Below are 24,367 nucleotides of genomic sequence, written 5' to 3' on the forward strand. Positions count from 1 at the left end.
GACGCGCGACGCCGATCCGGATCCGGACCGCGGGTCGAGGCCGCCCGACGCGGCGCGATAGACTCGAGAGGCTCAACAGGAGGTTGCCCGGTGATCCTTCACTACATCGTGTTCGGAATTCTGTTCCTCGGCGGATTCGTGCTGCTGGGCATCGCCCCCGGCCTGCCCGCATGGCAGGGTCCCGTCTTCGTCGCGGGCATCCTGGCGATCAGCCTCGCTCTCGCGTACATGATGCGCGAGCCGGGCGGCGCCACCAAGCGCAGCCGCTCCTGGGAGAACTGAGCCCCACCACCGCGCATCAGGCTCAGGGCTTCGGGTGCGCGGCGAAGAACCGCCAGATCGTGCCGGTCGCGTCGAGCGCCTCCGACGGCTGATTCCCGCCCGCGGTGGAGCGGCCGGCCTTGACCGGCGAGCCCGGCCAGCCGTGCCCCCCGTCGGCGATCGTCACCAGCTCCACGGCCCGGCCCTCCGCGCACGTGCCGACCGCGGTGGTGACGACCCCGGCCGTCGTCGAGGTCGCCGGGGCGCATCGATCGACGACGCGCCACTGGTCGATCACCGCGGGGACCGGCGGTCCGTCGATCGCGGCCGGCCCCGTGCCCGTCCCGCCGTCGAAAGGGATCGTGGTGTCCTGCAGGCCGTGGATGTGGATCACCGAGGTCGGAGCGGGGGTCTCGCAGGTTCCGAGCATCGTCGCCGAGTCGGGGCCGATCGCGGCGAACAGATCGGTCCGGCACGCCAGCGTGTAGGCCATGATTCCGCCGTTGCTGATCCCGGCGGCGTAGATCCGCCGGTCGTCGAGGGGGATCCGGGATCCGATCGCGGCGACCATGTCCTGGATGAAGCGGACGTCGTCGATGTCGTTCCGAGCGGGGTAGCCGCAGCAACCGCCTCCGGTGTTCCAGGCCGGTTCGACGGGGCCGAGACCGTCGGGGTAGGCGACTACGAACTTCTCCCGGTCGGCCTCCTGATCCCAGCCGTAGTACTGCTCCGCGACCGCCGCGCTGCCCCCGCCGCCGTGCAGCATCACCACGAGCGGAGCCTCGGGCGGCAGCCCCGCGGGCGTGTGCACGCGGTAGGTGCGCGCGATGCCGCCCGAGACGAGGGTGAACTCCTCCGAGCCGGAGGCTCCCGGCACAGGGGCGGGCGTCCCGGTGCCGGAGGGCGCGGCAGGCGCGACGGGTGACGGCGAGGGCGACGCCGAGCCGGTCCGGGGCCCGGCGCCGCCCGGGTGCCCGAGGAGCCCGGCCGCCGCGGCGCCGCCGAGAAGGGCCAGCGCGGCGACGGCGCCGAGCGCGATGAGGACGCGGGACCGGAGCATGCCGCCGAGCGTAGCCGCGGGATCCGGTCCGCCTCGTCCTCCCCCGGGTGCGAACTGAAGCGGCGGACTACTCCTCCGGGAGTACGCGTGCGGTACCCCGCGGGCGGATCCGCCTCCGCGGCGGCGCGATTAGCATCGGAGGATGCCCGATCAGCCGCCCGAAGACATGCCGAGGGCGTCGACGGCGTGGTTCGGCCCGGACACGGGGCGGATCCCGGCGGGCCCGCCGGCCCGGGTGGGGCTGATCGCACCGGTGGTGCTGAGCCTGCTCGTCCAGGTGCCGGCGAACGCATGGATCGCGGCCCATCTCCCGGGTCATGGGTTGCGCTGGCGGATCGTCCTGCACCTCGTCCTCGCCGTCGCCGGGCCGCTCGCGCTGCTCGCGGCCCGGCGATTCCCGGGTCCGACGGTCGCGCTCGTCTCGGGGCTGGCACTGCTGGACGTGCTCACCGCGCCGGTCGCCGGCCCGCCCTACCTCGCCCTCGCGTTCGCGATCGCGATCGCGGTCGCCCGCGGGGCGGTGATCTGGGCCGCGGTCTCCGTGGCCACCGGCTGGGCGGCGGCGATCCTGATCGGCGTGAGCATCGGGCGGGTCTGGCATCCGGGCCTCATCGTGGCGGCCACGGCCGCGCTCGCGGCGAGCTTCGCGATCGGCGCCTTCGTGCGCGTCCGCGGCGCCCGGGTGGCGGAGCTGCGGGCGGATGCGCAGCGGCGCCGGCGCAGCGCCGAGGAGCGTGAGCGGGTGCGCATCGCCCGGGAGCTGCACGACGTGCTGGGGCATGCGCTGTCGCAGATGAACGTGCAGGCCAGCGTCGGGCTGCACCTGTTCGACCGCGACCCCGAGCAGGCGCGCGCGGCGCTGCAGAACGTGAAGGACACCTCGAAGCTCGCGCTGGAGGAGGTGCGGGGCGTGCTCGGCGTGCTCCGCGACGGCGAGGCGCCGCTCGTGCCCCAGGCCGAGCTCGCCGAGCTGCCGCGGCTCATCGCGGGACTCACCACGCCGGGCCTGGAGATCGCGCTGGACGACCGCCTCGGCGGCACTGCGCCGAGCCGCGCGACCCAGTTCGCGGCCTATCGCATCGTGCAGGAGGCGCTGACGAACGCGGTCCGGCACGCCCAGGCCGCCCACGTGAGCGTGATCCTGGAACGGCGGGAGGGTGCGGATCCGGCGCTCGTCGTGACGGTGGCCGACGACGGGCGCGGCTTCGGCGGCGCGGATCCGGGCGCCTCGGGGCACGGCGGCGTACTGGGCATGCGCGAGCGCGCGGCGCTCCTCGGCGGCGTCGTGGAGGTCGGCGACGGCCCGGACGGCGGGGCGCGCGTCGTCGCGACGCTGCCGTGGGGGAGGGCCTCGTGATCCGGGTCGCGCTGGCCGACGATCAGCTGCTCGTGCGGGCGGGGTTCCGCGCGCTGCTGGACGCGGAGGACGGCATCGAGGTCGTCGCGGAGGCGTCGGGCGGGCAGGAGCTGCTGCGGAGGATCCGCGAGACGCCCGTGGACGTCGTGCTGATGGACATCCGCATGCCGGACGGCGACGGGCTGTGGGCCACCGAGCAGATCGCCGCGGATCCGGCTCTCGCCGACGTGCACGTCGTGATCGTGACGACGTTCGAGCTCGACGAGTACGTGGTGCGGGCGGTGCGCGCCGGCGCCGCCGGCTTCCTCGTGAAGGACACCGAGCCGGCCGATCTCGTGCGCGCCGTGCGCGTGGTCGCCGCGGGGGACGCGCTGCTCTCCCCGGGCGTCACCCGGCGTCTGCTCGAACGGCTCACCGTCGGGCTGCGCGATGCGCCCGACCAGCGGGCGCTCGACGGCATCACGGAGCGTGAGCGCGAGGTGCTGCGCCTGGTCGGGCAGGGGCTCACGAACGACGAGATCGCGGCACGCCTGTTCCTCAGCCCGCTCACCGCGAAGACGCACGTGTCGCGGATCATGGCGAAGCTGCACGCGAGGGATCGGGTGCACCTCGTCGTCCTCGCCTACGAGACCGGCCTCGTCGCCCCCGGCTGGCAGTAGCCCCCTCTCCCCACGATCGAGTCGTCCCCCTGAGCACGGCCTATGGCTCGTGCTCAGGGGGACGAATCGAACAGGGGGGCGGTACTCCCGGGGGAGCACGTCGAATCACTCCCGGGGCCGGATTCGGCGGAGCGCGCAGATCGCGAGGCTGGATCCATCGGTCGAGATGCGGCCGAACCGATCCAAGGATGGTCACTCATGATCGCAACCGTCGCGGCCGCCGCCGCGCATCCCGGACACCTGGGCTTCCACCCCTTCTGGCCCGTCTTCATCATCGGCCCCCTGATGTTCCTCGTCATCGTGGGCCTCCTCGTCGCGATCCTGGTGCGTCGCCGTCGCTGGGGCGGCCCCGGGCCCTGGGGCTGGCACGGCGCCCCGGGCACGCCGGGCACGCCGGGCGCGACCGCGCCGTGGGCGGGATCCGCGCAGAGCCGCACGGCCGAGCAGATCCTCGCCGATCGCTTCGCCAAGGGCGAGGTCGACGAGACCGAGTACCGAGCGCGGCTCGAGGTGCTGCGCGCGAACCGGCCGGAGGCCTGAGCCCGGCGCCCCGGGCGGGATCCCGGTGACCGGTGGCCCGTCGTGCCTGTGCGCGGCGGGCCACCGGTGCGCGTGCGCGAGAATGGGGGGCATGCCCCGGTCGACCTCTTCGCTCGCGTCCGCAGGCGCGCCGTGACCGAGGGAGGCCGCGAGGGCTCGCGCACCGCGCAGATCTCCGCGGACCTGCGCCGGCGGATCGCCGAGGGCGGGTTCGCCGCCGGCACGCGCCTCCCCAGCGAGGCGGCGCTGAGCGTCGAGTACGGCACGACCCGCAGCGTGATCCGCGGGGCGCTCGCCCGGCTCGCCCGGCTGTCGCTCGTGGTCTCGCGGCCGCGCGGCGGCTGGATCGTGCAGGCCGCGCATCAGACGCAGGGCTTCGCGCGGATGCAGTCGTTCACCGAGTGGGCGAGCGAGGGCGGGCGCACGCCGGGCGGCACGATCACGTCCCGCACCGTCGGGCCCGCCGACGCGCGTGAGGCCCAGCTGTTCCGGATCCGGCTCGGCGCGCCGCTGCACCGTTTCGTGCGGCTGCGCACGCTGGACGGGCTGCCGGTCATGATCGAGCGATCGGTCTGGGCGCCGTGGGTCGCCGAGGTCGTCACCCTGATGCCGGACGACGTGCGCTCGACCACGGCCGCGCTCGCCGAGGCCGGGATCCGCGTCGCCTCGACGAACCATCGGATCGAGGCGGCCGCCGCGACGACCGAGGACGCGGCGCTGCTCGGCGTGCGGCGCTCGAGTCCGCTGCTGCAGGTGGGCCGCACCACGACGACGCGCGAGGGACGGCTCGTGGAGCTCGGCGTGGACCGCTACCGCGCGGGGGCGATTGCGTTCGAGATCGAGGCGGGGCAGACGGTCCGCACCGCGCTCTGAGCTCAGGGCGGGCGGCGCGTTTCGTCTCGGGCGGCTGCGCCGTCCTCGCTCAACGACCCCGGGGGGAGGGGCGGCCCGGTGGGGCGGCGCGTTTCGTCTCGGGCGGCTGAGCCGTCCTCGCTCAACGACCCCGGGGGAGGGGCGGGTTGCGCCGTTGTCGCTCGACGACCCGGGGGGAGGGGCGGAGACAGCCCAGTGTGCACGCTCGGCGGCCGGATCCGGGGCATCCCGGCCCGATGCCACCGGTTCGTCCTCCCGCGTTCACCCGCCGTTCCCCTCCGCTTGCTGTCCTCGAGGTCGGCACCGATCCGGTCGCCCACCCGCCGTCCCGAGGAGCGTCCATGTCCAGCGAGCCCGTCCCGTTCACCCCGGACCCCTACGACCGCCCGCGGACCGTCCCCGACGAGGTCCTCCGGTCGGGGCTGACCCGCCGCGGCATGCTGCGCGCGCTCGGCCTGCTGGGCGGGGCCGCCGCCGTGGGTGCGGGGATCGGCGCCGGGGCCGCGACCTCCTCCGCCTCGGCGGCGACCGGCGCGGGCCGCGGAGCGCTCGCCGCGGGCGCCGCGCGCGCCTATGCCCTGCCCGAGGGCTTCTCGGGCGACATCACCGACATCAAGCACGTCGTGATCCTCATGCAGGAGAACCGCTCGTTCGACCACTACTACGGTGCGCTCCCCGGCGTGCGCGGTTTCGACGACAAGCAGGCGCTGCGGTTCCCCAACGGCACGGACGTCTTCTCCCAGCCGCAGGGATCCTCCTTCGTGAAGCCCAGCCGCGTGACCACGGTCGCGGGCACGACCACGGGCCTGGACCACTCGTACTCGGGCGGCACGTCGGCCTGGGCCGGCGGACGCTACAACAACTGGGTCGGGGCCAAGGGCGCCAACACCATGCACTACGTCTCCGGCGAGGAGATCCCCTGGCAGTACTCGCTCGCGAGCGCCTACACGATCTGCGACAACTGGCACTGCTCGGTCATGGGCCCGACCACGCCGAACCGCCTCTACGCGTGGACCGGCACGTCGGGCGGCGTCGTCGACAACGGCGGCGAGTCCAACGGCAACCGCGCCTGGCAGACCTACCCCGAGGCGCTGCAGGCCGCGGGCGTGTCGTGGCGGATCTACGTCGACAACACGAACAACGGATCCAGCTGGGTCGGCGACTACACCGACAACCCGATCCGCGGCTTCAACGCCTTCACGACCTCTGGCTCGTCCGCGCAGGACACGGCGAACCGCAACGACGCCACGAAGAACGCGGCCGGCACGGGTCTGGTGTGGCGTGCGGGATCCGCGCCCTACGCGTCGACCGGCGTCGTCAACAACGACAGCGACGCCAACCTCAACGGGGTGCTGAAAGACTTCATCGCCGCGTGCAAGCCCGGCGCGCAGTACCCGCTGCCGCAGGTCTCCTGGATCGTCGCGCCGTACAGCTGGTCCGAGCACCCCTCGGCGAACCCCGAGCACGGCGCGCACTTCTCGAACCGCGTGATCCAGACGCTGCAGAGCAACCCGGACATCTGGAAGAGCACGCTGCTCATCATGACGTTCGACGAGAACGACGGGTACTTCGACCACGTGCTGCCGCCGTTCGCCGAGCCGGGCACCCCGGGCGAGTACAACGGATCCACCCCCATCGGCTACGGAGCCCGGATCCCGACCATCCTCGTCTCGCCGTGGACGCGTGGCGGCTGGGTCGGCACCGAGACGTTCGACCACACCTCGCTCATCCGGTTCCTGGAGACGTGGACGACCGCGATCGGCACCCCGGCGCTGTCGACCACGATCACGGCATGGCGCCGGGGCATCAGCGGCGACCTCACGAGCGCGATGGACTTCGCGCACCCCGTGATCGACGTGCCGTCCCTGCCCGACACCGACGCGCTCGTGCAGATCGCCCGCGCGGGCGGCACGATCGGCACCCAGGTGCCGCCGGCCGACAAGTGGTCGAGCACCCCGCTCAAGCACCGTCCGCTGTCGTACCACCCGCACGGCGTGTTCGTGGAGGACCGCAAGACGGGGAAGGTCAGCGTGCAGCTGAGCCTCGTGGGCGGCCCCGCCGGCAAGGCGGTGAGCCTGCAGGCCTTCCCGGACAAGTACCTCCCGTTCGCGAACACGCCCTACACGGTGTCGGCGGCCAAGCCCGCGGCGCACGTGTGGGACGCGACCGCGCAGGACGGCCGCTACGCGTTCTCGGTCTACGGTCCGGACGGATTCGTCCGCTCGCACGCCGGCACGGTCGTCCCGGCCGGGCAGAACGGCGCGGGAGTGCCCCGCGTCGACGTCGATCTCCTCCCCGGCGCGACGCCGACGGTGCAGATCGCGCTGCGCAACGACGGGCGTCAGCCGGTGCACTACAGCCTCGTGCCGAACGACCACGCCGGCACCGCCCAGCGCATCTGGGTGAAGCCGGGCGGCACGGAGAAGATCACCTGGCCCACCGACGAGGGCTACTACGACGTCGTCATCACCGCCGACGCGAACACCGGCTGGCGGCACCGCTACGCGGGTCGCGTCGCGCAGCTGCCGGCCTGACCGCGTCGCCGCCGCGCACCGCACCGAGTCCCGAACACCGCAGCACCCGATCCGATGGAGTCCCGCATGACCGTCCCGCGCCGGCGCCTGCGCCGCTTCGCCCTCACCGCCGTCGTGGGCGCCGCCCTCGTCGTCTCGACGCTGGCCGCGACGCCGGCCGCCGTCGCCGACCCGGCACCCGCCCCGTCGGCGACGTCCGCCCCTGATCCGTCCGCGAGCACGCCGCCCGCCTCCTCGTCGCCGGCGCCGACCGCACCGTCGTCCGACCCGGCGCCGCAGCCGCCCGTCACGACCGCGCCACCGGCCGCGCCCGCTCCGGCTGTGCGCGCCGCGGTGCCGGGGGCGATCGCCCCGGTCGCGGCGTACGCCTTCGACGCCGACAGCGGATCCACGGTGAAGGACGTCTCGGGCAACGGCAACGACGCGACCTGGGTCGGATCGCCGGGATACCGCCCGGGCGTCTCCGGGTCCGCGGCGACGATCGGCCTCGGCACGAACTACGTGAAGCTGCCGCTGGTGGCGGGCAAGACCGACGGATCCGGGAGCTTCTCCTACGAGTTCTGGATGTCGGAGCAGAGCCGCACGTCGTACGGAACGCTCATGAGCAACCAGGACTTCGCCTCCTGCAACAACGCGGGCCTCACGCTCTACAACCAGAACACGCAGGGCGTGCTGCAGGCGTGCTGGGGCACGACGGCCGGAGGCACCAAGCGCTACCTCAACAACGCCTCCCCGAACATCGCCGGATCCTGGCACCACGTCGCCGTGACCGTCGACCGCACGGCGAACGTCATCATCGTCTACACGGACGGGGTCGAGACCAAGCGCTCGGCGGCGGGCGAGGTGACGGCCTCCACGAACCTGAAGGGCGGGTTCGCGTTCAACATCGGCGGGTTCAGCGGCAGCGAGAAGGACGTCAGCGACGGCTACGTGAACGCGGCGATCGACGACCTGCGGTTCTACAACGCGGTGCTGCCCGCCGTCCAGGTCGCCGACGACTACTCGGCGCTCAAGCCCGACTCGGGCACCTACACCGTGGCCTTCGACGGCAACGGCGCCGCCTCCGGGGCGATGCCCGCGCAGACCCTCACGATCGGGAAGTCCGCGACCCTCCCGGCCAACGCGTTCGTCCGCCCCGGCTACCAGTTCCAGGGCTGGGCGCTGAGCGCGAAGGGCCAGGTCGTCTACGCCGACGAGCAGTCGGTGGCTGACGTCACGGTCCGCGCGAACACCACGGTGACGCTCTCCGCGATCTGGAGCCGGCTGCGCGCCCCCGGCGACACCGTAGCTCCATTCGCCTCCTACGACTTCGAGACGGGCGACGGCACCGCGATCCCCGACTCCTCCGGCCGCGGCAACGACGCGACCTGGTCGGGGACGCCGTCGTACGTCGCCGGGACGTCCGGCAAGGCGGCGTACGTCAACGCCCCGGACGGCAGCACGCGCGGCGTGAACTTCTTCTCGCTGCCGCTCGTTCCGGGTCGCACCGACGGATCCGGAAGCTTCTCGTACGCGTTCTGGCTGAAGGAGGCCTCGTCGAGCTCCGACTCGCCCCTCGTCTCCAACCAGGACTTCCGGCACTGCTACAACCGCGGCGCGACGCTCTACAACACCGCCGGCAGCCCGGGGATCCTGCGCGGGTGCTTCGGGCAGAACGGCACCTCGACGACGCAGAACTACCTCGCCGACGCCAGCCGCACCTCGGTCATCGGAGCCTGGCACCACGTCGCGGTCGTCGTCGACCGCGCGGCGGGCACCATGACGACCTATGTCGACGGCGAGCAGACCGCGCAGAGCACGAGCCTCGGATCCGGGTTCTCCCTGGTCAGCGGCTATCCCTTCCGGGTCGGCGCCGAGGGGTCGCTGCTCGACGACGGCGACGGCTTCGTGAACGCCGCGATCGACACCTTCGACTTCTACGACCGCGCGATCTCCGCCGCGCAGGTCCAGAACGACTACACCGCGACCCACTCCGGCGACGTCGTGACCGACGGGTCCACCGTCGCCCGCGGCTTCGTGTCGGGCGTGCTGCGGGCGTCTTCCGTGCGCGCCGGGGCAGCGGTCTCGCAGTCCGTCGCGGGCCTCTGGAACGGCGGATCCGTGACCTCCTACACGAAGGTCGAGGGGGATGACTGGCTGAACGTCGACGCCCAGGGCGTCGTGACCGGCACCGCACCGGCGACGGCGCCCGCCGACCCGGGCTCCCTCACCGTCGAGGCGACGGACGGCACGACCACCGCCCGCATCGAGGTCGAGGTCCCGGTGATCACGGCCGACGCCGCGGCGCCCTTCGACGCGGTGACCTGGAACCTCTGGGACGCGGGCGGGCACGTCAACGACGCGATGCTCAAGAACCTCGCCGTGATCGCTGAGAACGGCTTCGACGTGATCGGGGTGCAGCAGGACGGCGGCACCGCCGCGACGGCCCTCGCGAAGGCGCTCGGCTGGAACGCGCTCGAGGGTCCCGGCGGCGTCGGCCTGATCTCGCCGCACCCGCTCAGCGCGCGCACCGTGGTCGGCGATCAGCCGGGCATGGGGGCGACCGTCGACGTGCTCGGACGGAAGGTCCGCGTCTGGACCATGGGGCTCGACCGCACCGGGTACGGGCCCGAGGCGGCCTGCCTCGGCGGGGTCGCCGACCCTGTGACGCTCGTCGCCGCGGAGCGCGGCAGCATCCGGTACGCGCAGGTCGATGCGCTCGCGACGGCGATCGGACAGGAGACCTCGGGCGCGACCCCGGTGGTCGTGCTCTCCGACCTGGAGTCCCCGTCGGGCGCCGACTGGACCGCCGCGACCGCCGCCGCCCACTGCGGCGTCGGCGCCGTGGACTGGCCCGTTCCCGCCCGCCTCGCGCAGGCCGGGCTCGCGGACGCGTACCGCACCGCGAACCCCGACCCCGTCGCCGACCCGGGGAGCACCTGGTCTCCGATCGTCGTGAAGGCGCCCTCCGGCGCCGACGAGCCGCAGGACCGCATCGACACCGTGCACTACGCCGGATCCGCGCTGCAGGTGCTCGGGGCCAACACGGTCGTGGCCGGCTGGCCCTCGTCGACCGCCGTGCTCCGCAACGCCTGGGCGAGCAACCACCGCGCCGTCGTGGCGTCGTTCACGATCGGCAAAGCCGCACCGGATCCCTCCTCCCTGCCCGCGGTGGTCGCGGCGGCTTCGGGGCGCACGGTGACGCTGCACACGGTCCCGGCGGGATCGACGGGCATCGAGTACCGCATCGACGGGGGCGCCTGGCAGCCTTATGCGGCACCGTTCGCGGTGCCGGGCACGGCGGCCGCGCTCGTCGAGTACCGGGCGACCGACCAGGGCGTGACCGGCCCGGTCTCCGGGCTGCGGCTGGCCGCCGCGACCGCGGGGGCTGTCGCCGATCTGCTCGCCCTCGGCACGGCGAGGACCGTGCAAAGCGGCACCGCCTTCACCGGCGTCGGGGCGAAGGCGGTCGACGCCGACGGCAACCCCGTGGCCGGCCTGACGGTGACGTTCACCGCGCAGGGGGCGACCTTCGGGGCCGCGACCACGGCGACCGCGACCACCGACGCGGGGGGCATCGCACTCGCGCCGACCGCGACGGCCGGGGCAGCGGGCACGGCGACGATCAGCGCCCGGCTCGGCGACCGCTCGGTGACCCTCCCGGAGATCACCGTCGTGGATCCGGCCCCGACGCTCGGCGCGGACGCGTCGGCGAAGGCGGCGATCGCCGGGACGAAGACCACCCTCACGGTGACGGTGACCAACACGTCCTCGACCGCCGCCGACGTCAAGGTCGTCACGAAGTACGGCACGCGGACCTTCCCGGCGGTCGCCGCCGGAGCCAGGATCGACGCGGCGTTCACCACGCCGCTGCCCTCCCTGCCCGCGGGCTCCGTCACCGTGACGGTGTCCGGACCCGCGGGGCAGCGCACCGTGACCGCCGCCTACGACGCCGCCCGATGACCCGCCCGCAGCAGCAGCCGAATCCCCTCGGACAGGAGACGCAACGATGACCGAATCGACCCCGCACCCCGCCCGCATGCTCACCCGGCGCCGGATGCTCGTCGCCGGAGCCTGGTCGGTCCCCGTGATCGCGGTCGCGGTCGCCGCCCCGCGCGCCGCTGCATCCGGAGAGGTCGTCCTCGAGCTGCTGGGCGCCTCGGACGATGCGCTGACCATGACGGTCCCGGTCGGGGGTCCGGACAGCTCCTCCGACGCGTTCTACGTGACGGCGACCGGCACCGGATCCATCCCGCAGAACTGGACCGCGAGGATGCTCGGCGCGACGGGGATCGCCGGCTGGGACTCCAGTCTCCTGGCGGATGCCGGCGGAGACGGGGTCATCGTCCCCCTCGACGCCGGCGTGCTTGCCCTGCCCTTCTTCGCGCTGAAGGCCGGATCGTTCGTCCTGCGCATCAGTGCGGAGGGGACGGGGATCTCGAAGGACTTCGCGATCACGCTGGTCGTGGCGTGAGAACCGTCCGCGGGGCTCGGATCCGGATCCGGGTCGGTGCCGTCCTGTCCACGGCTCTCGTGGCGACGGCCCTGCTCGCCGGCTGCACCGGCGCCGGGACGGCGCAGAGCGCGCCGCAGGGCGGGAAGGCGGCAGCGGACGGGAAGGGCGTGCGGATCGCGGTGGTCGCCCCCACCGAGGCCGTGAGGCTCGGCGATGAGATCGACCTCATCGTGCGCATCACCGAGGACGGCCGGCCGATCGCCCCGCGCAGTGCGACCTTCGAGGTCGTCTCGGGGCCGGGATCCTATCCGGGTGGCTTCGAGAGCTCGAGCACGGACTCCGACGGGATCGCGACATCGCTCGCGATGCAGGCGACCGCCGCCGGTCCTGTCGTCGTGCGGGTCGCCGCAGGACAGGTCAGCGCCGACGTGACGGTGACCATCGCCGGATCCTGAGCAGACTCCGACGGTTGTATCCCACATCGAGAATGGCATACCATTTCGGCATCACTCGGAACGACGGGCCCACGCCCGTCGCCGGCGTGTGCGGAGGTCGCGTGATCGGACTCGTGAGGGCGGCTGAGCCTCGGCGCACGCGCCGGTGACGAGTCGATCCGGGACCTCCGGAGGAAGCGAGTACACAGGGTGATCAGCACCAGCAGGCCCGGCCACGGAACGACGTTCGTGGTGACGGAGAGTCACAGCGACAGGATCGCATTCGTCGATCTCACCGATCCCGGATCGCCGGTGGAGTCCGAGGTCGTCGTGGGGGAGGCGCCCTGGGCGGTCGCCGTGCACGAGGGGTCGCGGCGGGCCTACGTCAGCACCGCGGTGGGGCTCGCCGTCGTCGACCTCGACGTCCGCGAGCGGATCGCGCTCGTGCCGTACCTCGCGCAGCCGACGGTGGTCGAGTACGGCGAGGAGCGCCCGGGCGGGACGGGCGTCGTCGTGACGCCGGACGGATCCGCCGTCTACGTCGCCGTCACGCGCGCCGGCCGGAACTCGGTCGTGGAGCGCTTCGACACTGCGGCCGAGGCCTTCACGGACTCCTTCGAGGTCGGGCTGCGACCGTTCGATGTGCAGATCTCACCGGCCGGAGACGAGGTGTACACGATCGATCACGACTCCTTCACGCTCAACACCATCCGCCTCCCGGAGCACGTCGTGACGAGCGCGGAGATCGCTCCCTTCGGCACCGAGGGCGGCCTGATGTCCCACTACAAGCCGCACTACGCCGCGGTCGCCGAGGACGGCACGCTCTACCTGCCCTACCAGGGACAGGGGCTCGTGGTGTACTCGCCCGGCACGCGCACCTACGAGACGCGGGCGATGACCGCCGACTCCCACCAGCACGGCGTCGGTCTGACGACGGACGGACGGCTGCTGGTGGTCGGCGTCGGTGCGATCGGCGGCGCGACGAAGGGGCCGAGCCTCACGATCCGCGACCTCGGATCCGGTGAAGAGACGGTGCTTCCCCTCGAGAAGGGCCACGAGAACGTCGTGGAGTGGCTGGATGCGCCCGACGGCAGGCGCAAGGCGATCCTGACCGGGGGATCCACCAGCCGGGGGCCGTGGGACGGTCTCGCGATCGTCGATCTGGAGTCGCTCGCCGTCTCCGAGATCGCCGTGCCCGGCCGCCCGCAGATGGGCGTCCTGATCGCTGCGGCGTGAGCGGGGATCGAGGGGCGCAAAACCCTTGACTTCCCCAAATTTGTATACCAAACTCGTCTCTCGTAAGTAATGTATTACACACTACTTGCGCTACCCGATTTGCCTCCGCGCACGTGTCGAGACCACGCGGCGGACGAAAGGAACCCGAAATGTCAATGAAGACACAGCGGCGCGGGCGCCTCATGGCCCTCGGCGTCGCCCTCGCCCTCGGCTCGGTGCTGCTGTCCGGCTGCATGGGGAGCGCCGGCTCCGCGACCAGCACGGGAGGCGGCGCGACGACCGCGCCGGACAACGGCTCCGCGACGCTGGCGCTGCCCACCGAACCGGCGAACATCGATCCGATCATGATGCGGTCGATCTCGGCGTGGAACATGTACTACGCCGTGTTCGACGGCCTCACCCGGATCGACTCCGCGGGCAAGATCCAGCCCGGCCTCGCGACCGAGTGGAAGTCGAACGCCACGCAGGACGTCTGGACGTTCACGATCCGCAAGGGCGTCACGTTCCAGGACGGATCCGCGCTGAACGTCTCCGACATCGTTTACACGTACAACAAGATCCTGGCCAGCGACAAGTCGACCAACCGGGTCGCGATCGCCATGATCTCCAAGGTCGAGGCGACCGACGACCACACCGTGCAGTTCACGCTGAAGAACCCGTTCAGCGCATGGCTCAACCAGGTCGCCACGATCGGGATCGTCCCGGAGAAGGTCTACGAGGCGGAAGGGCCGGACAAGTTCCCGAACGCGCCCGTGGGCTCCGGACCGTACAAGTTCGTCTCCTGGAACCACGGCGTCGACTACAAGGTGACCCGCAACGACGACTACTGGGGCGACAAGGCGAAGATCAAGGACATCACGTTCTCCTTCGTCGGTGCGCCTGACGCCCGCGTCACGGGCGTCGAGTCCGGCACGCTCGACACCGCGATCATCCCGGCCAGCCAGGTCCCGGTCTTCACGGGCGCGTCGAATGCCAAGGTCGTCGAGGCGGCGTCGAACCAGATCGCGTTCATCGGCGTGAACACCACCGCCGGGGCGCTGTCGAACCTCAAGGTGCGCCAGGCGATCCCGCTCGCGATCGATCGCAAGTCGATCATCGACAGCCTGCTGAACGGCTACGCCTCGCCCACCGGGCAGCCCGTCGCGAAGGGCGTCACCGGCTACGTGGACGGGTTCCCGACCCCGAAGTACGATCTCGCCGCCGCGAAGAAGCTCGTCGCGGACTCCGGCTACGACGGCTCGGAGATCACGCTGCAGTACGCGAGCACCGGTGGATCCCCGACCGACCCCGAGGTCGCTCAGGCCATCGCGGCGGACCTGGGCAAGGCCGGCCTGAAGATCAAGCTGGTCGGCGCCGAGCAGTCCAGCCTCAGCCTGAGCCTGGCCAACCACCAGATCACCGGCCTGTACCTGAACGCGTGGTCGCCCTCCAGCATGGACGGCGATGTCGTGGTCAGCCAGCTCCTCGCCGGCGGCCCCGAGGACTACGCCCGCAGCCCCGAGATGGCGCAGCTGTACCTCGACCAGCAGGCGGCCAACGCCGACAAGCGGGCCGACGTGTTCAAGAAGATCTGGTCGTGGAACGCCACCAACGTGTCGAACATCCCGCTCTGGCAGAACACGAACACCTACGCGGCCGCGAGCACCATCTCGTGGACCCCCGCCGTCGACGGCATCTACCGTGCCGCAGAGGTCGGCCGCTCGGCCAAGTGACCTCAGTGCGGGGCCCGTGCCGCGGGCCCCGCACTGATCTCATCCCCTGGAGATCACATGTCCTACGTCATCCGCCGCATCCTGCAGGCCCTGGTCACCCTGTTCGTCGCGGTCACCATCGCCTTCGTGCTCGGGCGCATGTCGGGCAAGCCTGCCGCGCTCATCCTCACCGAAGGGGCGACCGCTCAGCAGATCGACGAGCTCAACGGCAAGCTCGGATTCAACGACCCGATCCTCGTGCAGTACGGCCGCTATCTCGCCGGCCTCCTGCACGGCGACTTCGGGGTCTCGTACCGCAACCCCGGGCAGTCCGCGATCGGCATCATCCTCGAGCGGCTTCCCGCCACCACCACGCTCGCGCTGCTGTCCTTCGCGATCGGCCTCGTGCTCGCGGTCGTCGCGGCGGTGCTGGTGCACATCACCGGGAGCCACACGCTGCGCGCCCTGTTCGTCTGGAGCGGGGCGCTGCGCTCCTCGGTCCCTGACTTCTTCTTCGGCGTGCTGCTCGTGCTGATCTTCGCCGTCGGCCTGGGATGGCTGCCGAGCCTCGGATACACCGGCCTCCCCTCCTTCGTGCTCCCGGTCGCGACGATCGCGACGGCCCAGTTCGTGCTCTACGTGCGCCTGCTCGACTCGGCGCTCAGCGAGCAGACCACGGCCGAGTACGTCCGCACCGCGTACGCGCGCGGCAAGAGCCACGCGGCCGTCGTCGCGACGGAGATGCTCCCCAACGCCTTCCTCCCCATCCTCACGGTCGCCGGCCTGAACCTCGCCGGCCTCCTCGGCGGCACGATCATCGTCGAGCAGGTGTTCTCCTGGCCCGGCATGGGCGTCGCGCTGATCAACGCGGTGAGCCAGCGCGACTTCGCCGTCGTGCAGGCGGGCCTGCTCGTGGTCGTGCTCATCTTCGTGGTCGTCAACGTCGTCGTCGACCTCCTCTACTCCCTCATCGACCCGAGAGTGAAACTCGCATGACCGACACAGTGGCAATGGCACAGGTGGGCACGGCGGCGCCCCGCCGTCGGCGGCTCAGCGCGCGGCAGGGGCGGTGGCTCTCGACATGCGGCGGCCTCATCGTAGTCCTCGTGATCCTCGCGATCATCGCGGTGCACCTCTGGCCCGGCTTCGACGCCTTCACCCAGGACCTCGCGCATGCGCGACTGGGACCGTTCGTCGACCCGAAGCATCCGCTGGGAACCGACGTCGTGGGACGGGACCTCCTCAGCCGCGTGGCGGCCGGCGGACAGACGACCCTCCTCATCACCGCCGCGATCGTGCTCGTCAACTTCGTCGTCGGCACCGTGCTCGGCCTGCTCGCCGGGTTCTTCGGCGGCTGGGCCGACAACGTCATCGCGCTCGTCACGGACGTCAGCCTCGCGCTGCCCGCCGTGCTGCTGCTCATCGCGCTCTCGGCGATCTTCGGGCCGAGCGCCCTGCTGATGATCCTGGTGCTGGGCTTCACGCACTGGATGAGCTTCGCCCGGCTCGCGCGGGCGACGGCGCTGTCGTTGCGCAGCCGCGACTTCGTCATGGCGCCGCGGATGCTCGGCGCCTCCTCCGCGCGCATCATCCGCACGCACATCCTGCCGCACGTCCTCCCGCAGATGTTCATCGTCGCGGTGACGAGCATCGGATCCGTGATCCTGTTGCAGGCCGGCCTCGACTACCTGGGCCTCGGGATCCAGCCGCCCGACCCCACCTGGGGCGGGCTGGTCCTCGAGGGGCAGAAGTACATGCGCCTCTCGCCGTGGCAGGTGATCCTGCCGGGGCTCGCGATCTTCCTCGTGGTCGGAGGAACGACGTTCTTCAGCCAGCGGTTCACGGCGGAGAGCACCCAGCCCCTCCGAAAGGTGCGGTGACATGTCTGCAGAGATGATCCGGAAGGCTCCGCTGCTGGAGGTGAACGGACTCGTGGTGACCACCACGGGCCCCGACGGGGAGACGGTCCGACTCATCGACGACGTGTCGTTCACCGTGGACGACGGCGAGGTCGTCGGCATCGTGGGGGAGTCCGGGTCCGGGAAGAGCCTGACGATGCTCGCGGTGATGGGTCTGCTTCCGTACGGCCTGGAGGTCGCCGCGGGATCCATCCTCTGGCGCGGAAAGGACATCGTGGGCCTGCGCGAGCAGCAGCTGCGCGAGATCCGCGGGCGCGACATCGGCATGATCTTCCAGGATCCGATGACCGCGCTCAACCCGCTGCGGCGGATCGGCTCGCAGCTCGCCGAGGCGATCCGCCTGCATCAGCGGGTGCCGCGCCGTGTCGCGAGAGCCCGGGTGCACGACCTGCTCGACACCGTCGGGGTGAAGGATGCGGCGAAGCGGGCGCGCGCCTACCCGCACGAGTGGTCGGGAGGCATGCGCCAGCGCGCGGTCATCGCGATGGCGATGGCGAACGATCCGGCGCTGCTGATCGCCGACGAGCCGACGACCGCGCTCGACGTCACAGTGCAGGCGCAGGTCATGCGCACGCTGGAGAAGGCGCGCGCCGAACTGTCGTCCGCGCTCATCCTCATCACGCACGATCTCGGCCTCGCCGCGCAGAACGCCTCGCGCATGCTCATCATGTACTCCGGGCGGATCGTGGAATCGGGCAGCACGCGGGACATCTTCCTATCGCCGACGCATCCCTACACGCAGGGTCTGCTGAAGAGCCGGCTCGCCGAACGCGACGAGCGCGCCTACGCGATCCCCGGCAATCCGCCCTCTCCGCGGCTGCGTCCGTCGGGTTGCGCGTTCGCGCCGCGCTGCGAGCTCTCGCGCGGGCGCTCGATCTGCGTCGACGCCCGCCCGCGCCTGGAGCTGCGGGCGAACGGCTCGTGCTCCGCGTGTCATTTCGCCCAGGAGCTGGGCGCTCCCGTCGCACCGGTCGGATCGGAGGCATGATGTCGGACTCGCGCAGCGACGAACCCCTGATCGAGGTCGCCGATCTGCACGTCACCTACGGACGACGCGGTGCGGTGCGTCGCGGCAGGGGCGTGCAGGCGGTGCGGGGAGTGAGCCTCGCGCTCACCGCCGGGCGCACCCTGGGACTCGTCGGAGAATCGGGCTGCGGCAAGTCGACCCTGATCCGGTCGCTGTTCGGCCTGAGCCCGGTCGCGTCGGGGACGATCCGCGCCTTCGGGCAGGACATCACCCGGATCCCGCCGCGCCGCCGCCGCGAGTTCGGCGGACGCATGCAGATGGTGTTCCAGGATCCGTACTCGGCGCTGGATCCGCGGATGACCGTGCATGAGATCGTGGCCGAGCCGCTGCGGATCACGGGGCGGCACGACCGCCGAGCGATCGACGAGCTGCTGGACCGGGTGGGCGTGAGCGCCGAGATGGCGGCGCGCCGACCGGGGGAGTTCTCCGGCGGTCAGCGGCAGCGCGTCGGCATCGCCCGCGCGCTCGCGCTCAACCCGAAGGTGCTCGTGCTCGACGAGCCGGTGTCGGCCCTCGACGTCTCGATCCAGGCGCAGATCCTCAACCTGCTCGACGACCTGCAGAAGGACCTCGGGCTCTCGTATCTGTTCGTCTCCCACGACCTGTCCGTCATCCGTCACGTGGCCGACGACGTCGTCGTCATGCAGGCCGGCCGTTTCGTCGAGGAGGGAACGATCGAGCAGGTCTTCGACCACCCGGAGCATCCGTATACGAGGACCCTGCTCGACTCCATCCCGCACGTCGATTTCGTCTGAGAGGATCCGCGATGCCGCTGAGGAACGATCCCGGATCCGCCCCGTCCCCCGCCACCGTGGTGCTGCGCGACGCGGCGATCCTCGACGTCGAAACCGGTGAGGTGTCCGCCCCGCGCACGATCGTCGCGCATGCGGGGGACATCGTCGAGATCTCCACGTCGACGCGCACCGTCGCCGGGGCCGAGGAGTTCTCCGTCGCCGGGACCACGGTGCTGCCCGGCCTGATCGACGCCCACGCCCACGTGACGCAGGCGTCGGGCGACTTCGCCGAGATCCTCTCGTGGACACCGGCCTATCACGCCGCCCGCACCGCTCGCGAGCTGCACCGCATGCTGCTGCGCGGCTTCACCACGGTGCGCGACATGGGCGGCGCCGACACCGGTCTGCGCCGAGCGGTCGAGGAGCGCCTGATCACGGGGCCGATGCTCAAGGTCGGCGGTCCGATCTTCGCGCCCACCGGCGGGCACGCCCTCACCCGGGTCGTCGACGGCGAGGTCGAGGTGCGGCGCGCGCTGCGCGCCGAGCTCAGGGACGGTGCCGACCACATCAAGCTGACGCTCTCGGGCGGGGTGATCTCCCGGATGCGGATCGATTCGCTCGGCTTCTCCGAGGCCGAGATCGTGGCCGCGGTGGACGAGGCGCACCTCGCCCACCGCTACGTCGGCGCCCATGTCTATTCGGCCGAGGCGGTGGCGCGGGCGCTGCGGCTCGGCGTGCGCACGATCGAGCACGGCAACTTCCTCGACGAGGAGTGCCTCGCGCTCTTCCTCGAGCGCGGTGCGTTCTACGTGCCGACGCTCGCCACCTTCTGGGCGATCGTCGAAGGGCACACCGGCCGGCATCTCGATCCGGACGCACGCGCCGCGGTGGTCGAGGTCTTCGAACGCGGGCTGGAGTCGCTCGCCCTCGCCGACCGGGCCGGGGTGAGGATCGGTTACGGCACGGACCTGCACGGGGAGGGCCTGGCGTTCCAGCTCGAGGAGTTCAGGATCCGGGGGCGGGTGCAGGATCCGCTCTCCGTCATCCGTGCGGCGACCGTCGTGGGCGCCGAGATCATCGGCGAGGAAGGCAGGGCCGGCATCGTCCGGGAAGGCGCCCGCGCCGACCTGATCGCGCTGGACGGCGACCCGTCGCAGGACCTGTCCCTGCTGTCCTCGGGCACCGCGCTGCGCCTCGTCCTGACGGACGGACAGCCGATCCGCCTCGACGGCTCTCAGCGCCGTCGCACGACGTAGCGGTGCTCGGGGCGGCCCGTGCTGCCGTAGCGCAGCTCCAGGCGCACCAGGCCGGACTGCTCGAGCTGCGTGAGCGCGCGCTGGGCGGTCGTGCGGCTGATGCCGATCGTCGACGCGATCTCCTGTGCCGATGCATCGCTGTGCCTCGCGGTCACCGCGTCCAGCACGGCCTGCAGGGTCGGCGCCAGCCGGCGCCCCTCGTCGGGTGCGGGAGCGGGGGCGGGGCCGGGGCGCAGCAGATCGAAGATCCGGTTCACATCGTCCTGGGTGGCCGCATCGCCGAGCGCCGCGATCCGCTCCTGCGCGTTCCGGTATGCGGTCAGCCTCTCGGCGAGCTCCGCGAACCCGAACGGCTTCACGAGGTAGTGCAGGGCGCCGAGCTGCACCGCGCGGCGCACGGTCGCCAGGTCGTTCGCGGCCGAGATCACGATCACCGCGGGCCCGGTCCCCGTTCCCGCCCCTGAGCCGGTCGAAGGATCCGGATCCGCGAGCAGTCGCCGCACGACCTCGAGGCCGTCCCCATCCGGCAGATAGACGTCCATGAGCACCAGATCCGGGCGCAGGTCCCTCGCCTGTCGCAGCGCCTCGGCGGCGGACCCGGCCCGGCCCACCACGCGGAAGCCGGGCACGGCCTCCACGAAGCCGACGTGCACGCTCGCGACGCGGAAGTCGTCGTCCACCACGAGAACCGTGGACTCGGCGGAGCTCATCGCAGTCCTCCCGATGCTGCGGCGAGGTCGGCGTGCGAGGGACGGGGGAGCGTCACGGTGAACGCGGCGCCGCCGTCGCGCGCCACCGACACCGTGCCGCCCAGGCGCGAAGCGGTCGTGTGCACGAGCGACAGCCCCAGACCGCCGTGCCGGGCAAGGGCCCCGCGCTTGGTCGTGTAGCCGCTCTCGAAGATCCGCGGCACGGATCCGTCCGGCACCCCGGGACCGTTGTCGGCGACCCGCACGGTCAGCGTCTCGGACGTCTCGACGATCGCGACGGTCACGCGGCGCGGGGCGGGGGAGTCGGCGAGGGCGTCGAACGCGTTGTCGATGAGGTTGCCGAGGATCGTGACGAGCGCCTGCAGCAGCTCGGGCGCGGGGCCGAGCTCGGTCTCGGGCGAGATCGCCAGCTCGATGCCGCGCTCGTTCGCCTCGGCGGCCTTGCCCAGCAGCAGGCCGACGATCATCGGAGCGCCGACGTGCGTGCGCAGCGTGCGATCCAGATCCGCCGCGGTGCCCCTGATCTCGTTCAGGTACTGCAGCGCCTCTTCCGGGCGGCCGAGTTCGAGCAGGCCCGCGACCGCGTGCATGCGGTTCGAGAACTCGTGCTGCTGCGCCCGGATCGACTCGGCGAAACTGCGCTCGCCGTCGAGCTCCCGGCTGAGCCCGGTCACCTCGGTGCGGTCCTGCAGGGTGAGCACGGCGCCGTGCGGTCTCCCGGCGAGCATCACCGGCATCCGGTTGAGCACGAGCACGCCGGAGTCGGTGACCGCGATCGCGTCCTTCGCCTCGGTCGTGCCGGTGAGCGCGTCGCGGATCGGGCTCGCTGCGAGCACGTCGTCGAGGCGCCGGCCGCGCGCCCCCTCGGGGAGGCGCAGCAGGCGCTGCGCCTCGTCGTTGACCACGGTGATGCGCCCCGCCGGGTCGATCGCGATCACGCCCTCGCGGATCCCGTGCAGAGTCGCCTCGCGCTCCTGCAGCAGCCGGGCGATCTCGTCGAGCTCGAGCCCGAACGTGCGCCGCTTCAGCAGCGCCGCCAGTCCGAAGGACACGGCGGTGCCGATCGCGAAGGCCAGCACGATCCAGGTCGCGTAGATCGGCAGCTGGCCGAGGAGCTCGGCGGCCACGCTCGACTCCCTGATCCCCACCGACACCTCTCCGATGACGGTGCTGCCCGAGCCGGCGAAGACGGGGACGCGGGCGTTCGCGGTCGTGCCGGTCGACCCCGAGTCGGTGCGCAGATGCACCTGACCGTCGCGGGCGATGACGTCCTCCGAGACCTTCCGGCCGACGAGGGCGGGGTTCGGGTGCGAGTGCCGCACCCGGTCCATGTCGATGACCACGACGTACGCGGCGCCGGTGCGTCGTTCGGTCGCCGTGGCGAGCCGCTGCACATCGCCGTCGCAGGATGCGGCGTCGCCCGCGAGGCAGCTCTGCACGGTGGGCATCTCCGCGAAGGTCTGCGCGATGTCGGCCGCGCGCTCCTGGTAGTCGCTGGTGAGATTCGCGCGGGCGGTGATGGCGAAGAGGACGAAGCCGATCAGCAGCGAGGCGCTGAGGATCGCGACCTGAGCCAGCAGGATCAGGCTCGACAGTCGGCGGATCCGTCGTCGCATCACCTCCGGATTCTCTCATCGCCGGTCATGTCCCGGGCCTGCGCAGAACGCCCAAAAGGTGCGGCAACGCCCGAAACCTCGGGCAATGCGCGCAAGCGCGACAGTGCCGGGGCCGGGCGGCGAGCATCGATCCATCGCCCGGCGCCGTCGCCGCGGCGAGCAGACACGGACAGAGAGGCCTTCCTGCCATGAGCGATACACGTTCCCCGGGTGCCGGCCGCGCCCCCGATGCCGGCGGACCCGCCGCGGGCATCGAGATCGTCGGCCTCACCAAGCGCTTCCTCACTCCGAAGGGGCAGACGTTCACCGCGATCCGCGACGTGACGCTGAGCGTCGAGCCCGGACAGTTCTGCGCGATCGTCGGACCGACCGGCTGCGGGAAGTCGACCACGCTCGCCCAGGTCTCTGGCCTCGAGAAGCCCTCGGCCGGATCCGTGAGCGTCGGCGGCCGCATCGTCGACGGCATCACCCAGGGCGTCAGCTACATGTTCCAGGCCGACTCGCTCTTCCCCTGGAAGACCGTGCTGAACAACGTCATGGTAGGGCCGGTGCTCACCGGCACGCCGAAGAAGGAGGCGGCGGCGCTCGCCGTCGACTGGCTGCGGCGCGTCGGCCTCTCCGGCTTCGAGGATCGCTACCCGCACCAGCTCTCCGGCGGCATGCGCAAGCGCGTCGCCATGGCCGCCGCCCTCATCAACCGGCCCCGGATCCTGCTCATGGACGAGCCGTTCGGCGCGCTCGACGTGCAGACCAAGGCGATCATGCAGACCGAGCTGCTGCAGCTCTGGGAAGAGCTGCGGCCCTCGGTGCTGTTCATCACGCACGACCTCGACGAGGCCGTCGCGCTCGCCGACCGGGTCGTCATCATGACGTCGAGCCCCGGCACCGTGAAGGACGTGTTCGAGATCGATCTCCCCCGCCCGCGCGGCGACGTGCAGCAGATCCGGCACGAGGGGCGCTTCCTCGAGCTGCAGGGGCAGATCTGGGAGTCGCTGCGCGAAGAGGTCGACCGCGCCTACGCGCAGACCGCGGCGGTGGCGGCATGACCGCCGCGACCGTCCGGGTGCCGTCCGCGGATGCCACCGGACGCCCGTACGCGACGCCGGTGAACGCCTCGGAGCAGAGCGAGGCCGAGCTGCAGGCCGCGGGCCGGCGCGCCCGCCGCCGTCACACCGCCTGGGTGTGGGTCGGCCGGATCGGGCTCGCCGTGGTCGTCATCGGCGGGTGGCAGCTGTTCACCGCGATGGGCTGGGTGGACAAGTTCTTCTTCGGCCAGCCCACCCTCGTCTGGGAGAGCCTCGTGCACCTGTTCACGCAGGGCACCGCGTTCGGATCCATCTGGGAGAACCTCTGGGTGACGGTGCAGGAGGCGCTGCTCGGCTTCGCGGTCGGCACGCTCGCCGGGATGGTCGTCGGGATCCTGCTCGGCAGCAACCGGTATCTGGCGGAGGTGTGCGGCCCGTACATCAAGATCGTCAACGCGATCCCCCGCATCGTGCTCGGCTCGATCTTCATCGTCGCGTTCGGTCTCGGGATGCCGGCGAAGGTGCTCCTCGCCGCGGTGCTGGTGTTCTTCGCCGTCTTCTTCAACGCCTTCCAAGGCGTGCGGGAGGTGGATCCGAACCTCGTGTCGAACGTGCGGGTGCTGGGCGCCTCGCCGCTGCAGGTCGCGCGGCACGTCACCATCCCGTCGGCGATGACCTGGATCATCGCGAGCCTGCACACGGCCTTCGGCTTCGCCATCATCGGCGCTCTCGTCGCCGAGGTGCTCGGCGCCCAGCGCGGCATCGGTCTCATCATCAGCCAGGCGCAGGGGTCCTTCGACCCGAACACCGTGTTCGCCTGCATGGTCATCATCGCGGCGTTCACGCTCGTCGCCGAGTACCTGATCTCGCTGCTCGAGAAGCGGGTGCTGCGCTGGCGCCCCCCGGCGCGCTCCGAGGCGTCCTCGATCTGAACTCCCTCCCTCGCAATCCCTCCCCACCAGGAACGCCGGCCCGATCGGCGCAACGAAAGGAAAACCCA

Annotated in this window: 21 protein-coding genes; 18 read left to right on the forward strand and 3 right to left on the reverse strand. The window is 71.8% G+C overall.

The window, feature by feature from the left end:
- Positions 1–90: 90 nt before the first annotated feature.
- Positions 91–282 (forward strand): hypothetical protein, encoded by a 192-nt coding sequence (locus WFJ17_RS09555; RefSeq protein ID WP_045249567.1) that lies wholly within the window; start codon positions 91–93, stop codon positions 280–282.
- Between the two features lie 22 nt (positions 283–304).
- Here the strand turns inward: WFJ17_RS09555 and WFJ17_RS09560 are convergent, their stop codons facing one another.
- A complete protein-coding gene (locus WFJ17_RS09560; protein ID WP_336629934.1) occupies positions 305–1,321 on the reverse strand; it encodes an extracellular catalytic domain type 1 short-chain-length polyhydroxyalkanoate depolymerase in 1,017 nt (338 codons plus the stop codon).
- Between the two features lie 142 nt (positions 1,322–1,463).
- Between WFJ17_RS09560 and WFJ17_RS09565 the strand changes: the two genes are divergently transcribed.
- The 15 genes from WFJ17_RS09565 to WFJ17_RS09635 all read left to right on the forward strand — a co-directional run bounded on the left by WFJ17_RS09565 (position 1,464) and on the right by WFJ17_RS09635 (position 20,016).
- On the forward strand, positions 1,464–2,678 hold the full coding sequence (locus WFJ17_RS09565; protein ID WP_336648276.1) for a sensor histidine kinase: 1,215 nt from the start codon (positions 1,464–1,466) through the stop codon (positions 2,676–2,678).
- On the forward strand, positions 2,675–3,337 hold the full coding sequence (locus WFJ17_RS09570; RefSeq protein WP_251439323.1) for a response regulator: 663 nt from the start codon (positions 2,675–2,677) through the stop codon (positions 3,335–3,337). The genes WFJ17_RS09565 and WFJ17_RS09570 overlap by 4 nt, the downstream gene beginning before the upstream one ends.
- A gap of 198 nt (positions 3,338–3,535) precedes the next feature.
- Positions 3,536–3,877 carry an SHOCT domain-containing protein gene (locus WFJ17_RS09575; protein WP_336648277.1) on the forward strand — a complete coding sequence of 114 codons (342 nt, stop codon included), beginning with the start codon at positions 3,536–3,538 and terminating at the stop codon, positions 3,875–3,877.
- 132 nt (positions 3,878–4,009) lie between these two features.
- Positions 4,010–4,750, forward strand: a complete 741-nt coding sequence (locus tag WFJ17_RS09580; RefSeq protein ID WP_251439320.1) for a GntR family transcriptional regulator — start codon at positions 4,010–4,012, stop codon at positions 4,748–4,750.
- A 341-nt stretch (positions 4,751–5,091) separates the two neighbouring features.
- A complete protein-coding gene (locus WFJ17_RS09585; RefSeq protein WP_336648278.1) occupies positions 5,092–7,284 on the forward strand; it encodes an alkaline phosphatase family protein in 2,193 nt (730 codons plus the stop codon).
- Between the two features lie 66 nt (positions 7,285–7,350).
- Positions 7,351–11,226 carry a LamG-like jellyroll fold domain-containing protein gene (locus WFJ17_RS09590; RefSeq protein ID WP_336648279.1) on the forward strand — a complete coding sequence of 1,292 codons (3,876 nt, stop codon included), beginning with the start codon at positions 7,351–7,353 and terminating at the stop codon, positions 11,224–11,226.
- Positions 11,227–11,272: 46 nt separating this feature from the next.
- Complete coding sequence (locus WFJ17_RS09595; RefSeq protein ID WP_251439309.1) at positions 11,273–11,737, forward strand: hypothetical protein; 465 nt, start codon at positions 11,273–11,275, stop codon at positions 11,735–11,737.
- On the forward strand, positions 11,734–12,174 hold the full coding sequence (locus tag WFJ17_RS09600; protein ID WP_251439307.1) for a hypothetical protein: 441 nt from the start codon (positions 11,734–11,736) through the stop codon (positions 12,172–12,174). The genes WFJ17_RS09595 and WFJ17_RS09600 overlap by 4 nt, the downstream gene beginning before the upstream one ends.
- Before the next feature lie 231 nt (positions 12,175–12,405).
- On the forward strand, positions 12,406–13,389 hold the full coding sequence (locus WFJ17_RS09605; protein ID WP_336648280.1) for a YncE family protein: 984 nt from the start codon (positions 12,406–12,408) through the stop codon (positions 13,387–13,389).
- A gap of 149 nt (positions 13,390–13,538) precedes the next feature.
- Positions 13,539–15,101, forward strand: coding sequence for an ABC transporter substrate-binding protein (locus WFJ17_RS09610; protein WP_336648281.1), 1,563 nt, complete (start codon positions 13,539–13,541; stop codon positions 15,099–15,101).
- 57 nt (positions 15,102–15,158) lie between these two features.
- Positions 15,159–16,076 carry an ABC transporter permease gene (locus WFJ17_RS09615; RefSeq protein WP_251439300.1) on the forward strand — a complete coding sequence of 306 codons (918 nt, stop codon included), beginning with the start codon at positions 15,159–15,161 and terminating at the stop codon, positions 16,074–16,076.
- Positions 16,073–16,960 (forward strand): ABC transporter permease, encoded by an 888-nt coding sequence (locus tag WFJ17_RS09620; RefSeq protein WP_292886724.1) that lies wholly within the window; start codon positions 16,073–16,075, stop codon positions 16,958–16,960. Before WFJ17_RS09615 ends, WFJ17_RS09620 begins: the two co-directional genes overlap by 4 nt.
- A gap of 1 nt (position 16,961) precedes the next feature.
- Positions 16,962–17,987: an ABC transporter ATP-binding protein gene (locus WFJ17_RS09625; RefSeq protein ID WP_251439297.1), complete on the forward strand. Its 1,026-nt coding sequence runs from the start codon at positions 16,962–16,964 to the stop codon at positions 17,985–17,987.
- Positions 17,984–18,781 carry an ABC transporter ATP-binding protein gene (locus tag WFJ17_RS09630; protein ID WP_336648282.1) on the forward strand — a complete coding sequence of 266 codons (798 nt, stop codon included), beginning with the start codon at positions 17,984–17,986 and terminating at the stop codon, positions 18,779–18,781. Before WFJ17_RS09625 ends, WFJ17_RS09630 begins: the two co-directional genes overlap by 4 nt.
- Positions 18,782–18,792: 11 nt before the next feature.
- The gene (locus WFJ17_RS09635) at positions 18,793–20,016 is read left to right on the forward strand and encodes a metal-dependent hydrolase family protein (protein ID WP_336648283.1); all 1,224 of its coding nucleotides are present in this window, start codon (positions 18,793–18,795) and stop codon (positions 20,014–20,016) included.
- On the opposite strand, the gene WFJ17_RS09640 is transcribed toward WFJ17_RS09635, so the two are convergent.
- Positions 19,995–20,726, reverse strand: a complete 732-nt coding sequence (locus tag WFJ17_RS09640) for a response regulator (protein ID WP_251439291.1) — start codon at positions 20,724–20,726, stop codon at positions 19,995–19,997. The two genes, WFJ17_RS09635 and WFJ17_RS09640, sit on opposite strands and share 22 nt — an antisense overlap.
- A complete protein-coding gene (locus tag WFJ17_RS09645; RefSeq protein WP_336648602.1) occupies positions 20,723–22,342 on the reverse strand; it encodes a sensor histidine kinase in 1,620 nt (539 codons plus the stop codon). The genes WFJ17_RS09640 and WFJ17_RS09645 overlap by 4 nt, the downstream gene beginning before the upstream one ends.
- A gap of 188 nt (positions 22,343–22,530) precedes the next feature.
- Here WFJ17_RS09645 and WFJ17_RS09650 point away from each other — a divergent pair, with 188 nt between their 5' ends.
- Positions 22,531–23,388: an ABC transporter ATP-binding protein gene (locus WFJ17_RS09650; RefSeq protein ID WP_336648284.1), complete on the forward strand. Its 858-nt coding sequence runs from the start codon at positions 22,531–22,533 to the stop codon at positions 23,386–23,388.
- Positions 23,385–24,299, forward strand: coding sequence for an ABC transporter permease (locus WFJ17_RS09655; protein ID WP_251439288.1), 915 nt, complete (start codon positions 23,385–23,387; stop codon positions 24,297–24,299). The genes WFJ17_RS09650 and WFJ17_RS09655 overlap by 4 nt, the downstream gene beginning before the upstream one ends.
- Positions 24,300–24,367: the final 68 nt, after the last annotated feature.

Origin of the sequence: Microbacterium sp. MMO-10 (assembly GCF_037148715.1) — a bacterium.
Taxonomy (GTDB): Bacteria; Actinomycetota; Actinomycetes; order Actinomycetales; family Microbacteriaceae; genus Microbacterium.